4 protein-coding genes are annotated in these 2,673 nt (G+C 62.9%); 2 read left to right on the top strand and 2 right to left on the bottom strand.

Going from position 1 to position 2,673, the window contains the following annotated elements:
- The coding region (locus tag ACYVDE_RS19700) for an FAD-dependent oxidoreductase (RefSeq protein WP_460503246.1) at window positions 1–188 on the bottom strand (188 nt) is incomplete at its 3' end.
- A 152-nt stretch (window positions 189–340) separates the two neighbouring features.
- On the opposite strand from ACYVDE_RS19700, the gene ACYVDE_RS19695 reads away from it, so the two are divergent.
- Together ACYVDE_RS19695 and ACYVDE_RS19690 are read left to right on the top strand one after the other, a co-directional pair.
- Window positions 341–1,075 (top strand): hypothetical protein, encoded by a 735-nt coding sequence (locus ACYVDE_RS19695; RefSeq protein ID WP_460503245.1) that lies wholly within the window; start codon window positions 341–343, stop codon window positions 1,073–1,075.
- A gap of 249 nt (window positions 1,076–1,324) precedes the next feature.
- Entirely contained in the window at window positions 1,325–2,116 is a 792-nt protein-coding gene (locus tag ACYVDE_RS19690) for a hypothetical protein (protein WP_460503244.1), read from the top strand.
- A gap of 11 nt (window positions 2,117–2,127) precedes the next feature.
- Here ACYVDE_RS19690 and ACYVDE_RS19685 read toward each other — a convergent pair.
- The coding region (locus ACYVDE_RS19685) for a hypothetical protein (RefSeq protein ID WP_460503243.1) at window positions 2,128–2,673 on the bottom strand (546 nt) is incomplete at its 5' end.

Genomic DNA, 2,673 nt, shown 5'->3' with positions numbered 1-2,673 from the left:
TGCGCCCGCTGGGCCGACGCCAGCAGCGCCTTGGTGGGCGCGCAGCCGTAGTTGATGCAGGAGCCGCCCAAGTGGTCGCTTTCGATGAAGCCCACCGTTTTGCCGGCGGCGGCCAAGGCGTAGGCGAGGGGCGTACCGGCCTGGCCGGCACCAATAATCAGGGCGTCAAATGAATTGGCAGCGGGCATAAATGCGAGAAAGAAATGTGTCGTAATCCTTACGGTTCTGCTAAGCCAACGGCTGGTTTCGGGCCCCGAAAACCTGTTGCCCCGGTGCTGGCATACACGTAATCGGGCCCGCGCCCGTTCGTGCACCGGCGGCCAATGCCGATACTTGCACCATGAAGTCATTCTCGCGTTTGCTGTGGGCCCTCGGGCCGTTGGGGTTATCGGGCTGTGCCTCGCTGTATTTCCCGCCGCCGCCGCACGCGCCCATGCTCACGCATCAGGGCGAATTCTACGGGGCCGTGAGCACCAACCAGCACACCAACTACGCCCTGCAGGGGGCCTACGGCCTCACCAACCACCTGGCCGTGGCGGGCACGTTCTCGTCGCTGCACCGCAAGAAATCCCTCAAAACTGAAAACATCGACTTCGCCGAAGCCAGCCTCGGCTACTTCACCCGCCTGCCCGACAAGCGCGTGCTCGAAGTGTACGTGGGCGGCGGCGGCGGGGCCACCGAGCGCATCGAGCGCAACGATGCCCAGCAAACCACCCGCACCCTCGACGGTAGCCTGTCGAAAGTCTTTGCTCAGGTGAACTACGCCAAGAAAAAGCAGAACAGCCTGCACCTCTTCAACCGCGACTTCCCGCTCACCTACGGCGCGGCCATGCGCCTGAGCTACATGCAGCTCAACAATTTCACTATCAACGGCATGGCGGCCCCCGGCGAAAACAACGTGTTTTTCGAGCCCATCACCTTCACCCGCACCCAGATTGCGGGCCCGGTGCAGCTGCAGCTCATCAGCGGCCAGATTTTCGGCTTCCGCAACAATGAGTTTCTGAAGGCGGCCAATTCGGTGTTTCAGATTGGCGTGGTCATTAACTTGGATAAGAACACCTCAATCGACGACTAATAGCGCCGGCCCGCAACGCAAAAGTCCGCTTAAATGCATGCCGTGAAAAGTCTGAATTCGACGGCCCAAAAAGAGCCTTGGTGATGAATCGGCAGACGTTTGAGCGAGCTGCGGAGGGTTGTTGTTGAGAACGTAAAAGTCCCGAATTGCAGAATATCGGTTTGCCCAGGCTGGCGGCCGCCTGTTTCCTTTGATGCACTGGCCGGGTTGCGAAGGCTTTCGGCCGCTCACCGCTCTTTCTGCATTTTCATGAAACTCCTTTCCACTCTTCCGGCCCTTGCGTTAGCTGCCACGGCCTTGCTCGGCGGGTGTGCCGTGTATGTACCAGCCACACCCAGCACGCCGCTGCTCCGAAGCCAGGGCGAAGTCGAAATCACCGCCTCGGTGCGGCCGCAGGGCAGCCTCGAAACCAGCGCGGCCTGGGTGCCGGCCGAGCACGTGCTTCTCACCGTGGAAGGCAGCCTGCAGCAGAGCGACGGCAGCGAAACCCGCAACGGCACTACCACCGATTTCCAGAACCTGCACAAGCAGGCCGGCGTGGGCGTGGGTACCTATCACCTGCTGGGAGCCGATAAGTCGGTGTATCTGGGCGCGGTGGCGGGCTTCGGGCTGGCTTCGGCTAGCATCTACGACAACCATTTCAATCCTTTCGACTTCCTGTTTGGCGGAGCCGACCAGCTGGCGCATTACCAGGCCACCTACCAGCGCTACTACGGCCAGCTGTACGTGGCCAAAACCACGCCGCTGCTGAGCTACGGTGCGTCGCTGCGCACCACCTTCGTGCACTACAGCGAGCTGACGCGCAACGATGTGCCCATCAGCTCGCCTACCAAGTTTTACGTCGAGCCCACGTTCTTTACGCGCATTGGCCGCGGGGCGTGGCAGGGCCAAGCCACGCTGGGCTTCTCGCAACCCAACACCTTGGACCGCAACAGCCCCGACCACCGCAACGTGTCGCCCGCCAACCTGATTACGAGCGTCGGCGTGGTGCTGCGCCCGCACCTGCTGGGCCACCGGGCAACCAAAGTGCCTGCCGAATAAGCCCGCTACCGCTACAATTCCTCCACTTCGAGCTCCAGGTCGTAGTTGTAGTCGCGCCGGGGGTGGGCGGAGGGCAGGGCCTTTTGCAGCCGCGCATTATTTTGCTGAATAGTAGACCAGCGGCCGGTTCTGGCAGGGCCGCTCCGCAGCCATTGCCACGACCGGGCTGCATCGGCGGGTGCAAGGCTGCGGAAAGCCACGGCCGGAAACGCATGCGACGGCACCAGCCGGGAAGTGCCGCCTCCCGCCGGCTGCACTTCCTCGTACAGAAAAATGGGGGTACCCTTGCCGTTGGGCCGGTGGTTTTGCGGGCTCAGGTCTTCGGGTGGGGTTTGGCCGTCGGGCTTGCGTACCAGCGTGCGGCTACGCACAAACTGGTCTCCGTTCGGCGTGGGAAGGCCCTGTGCCACCACAAACACCCCAGCCGTAGGCAGCACCAAGTGTAGCGCACTCACATCGAGGCGCACCCAGCCGTGGGCGTGCTGGGCCGCCAGCGCCGGGGTGAGCAGTAGGGCGGCTGGCAGCAAGTTGGTATCGGCGGGCTCGCCGGCCGGGGT

This window comes from Hymenobacter agri (assembly GCF_054778495.1).
Note: the sequence above shows the minus strand (reverse complement) of the source record. Positions and strands in the feature narration are given on the sequence as shown.

Bases quoted from the DNA above. Each gene is read 5' to 3' on its own strand.
- ACYVDE_RS19690 (WP_460503244.1), top strand. From the start codon at position 1,325: ATGAAACTCCTTTCCACTCTTCCGGCCCTTGCGTTAGCTGCCACGGCC.
- ACYVDE_RS19695 (WP_460503245.1), top strand. From the start codon at position 341: ATGAAGTCATTCTCGCGTTTGCTGTGGGCCCTCGGGCCGTTGGGGTTA.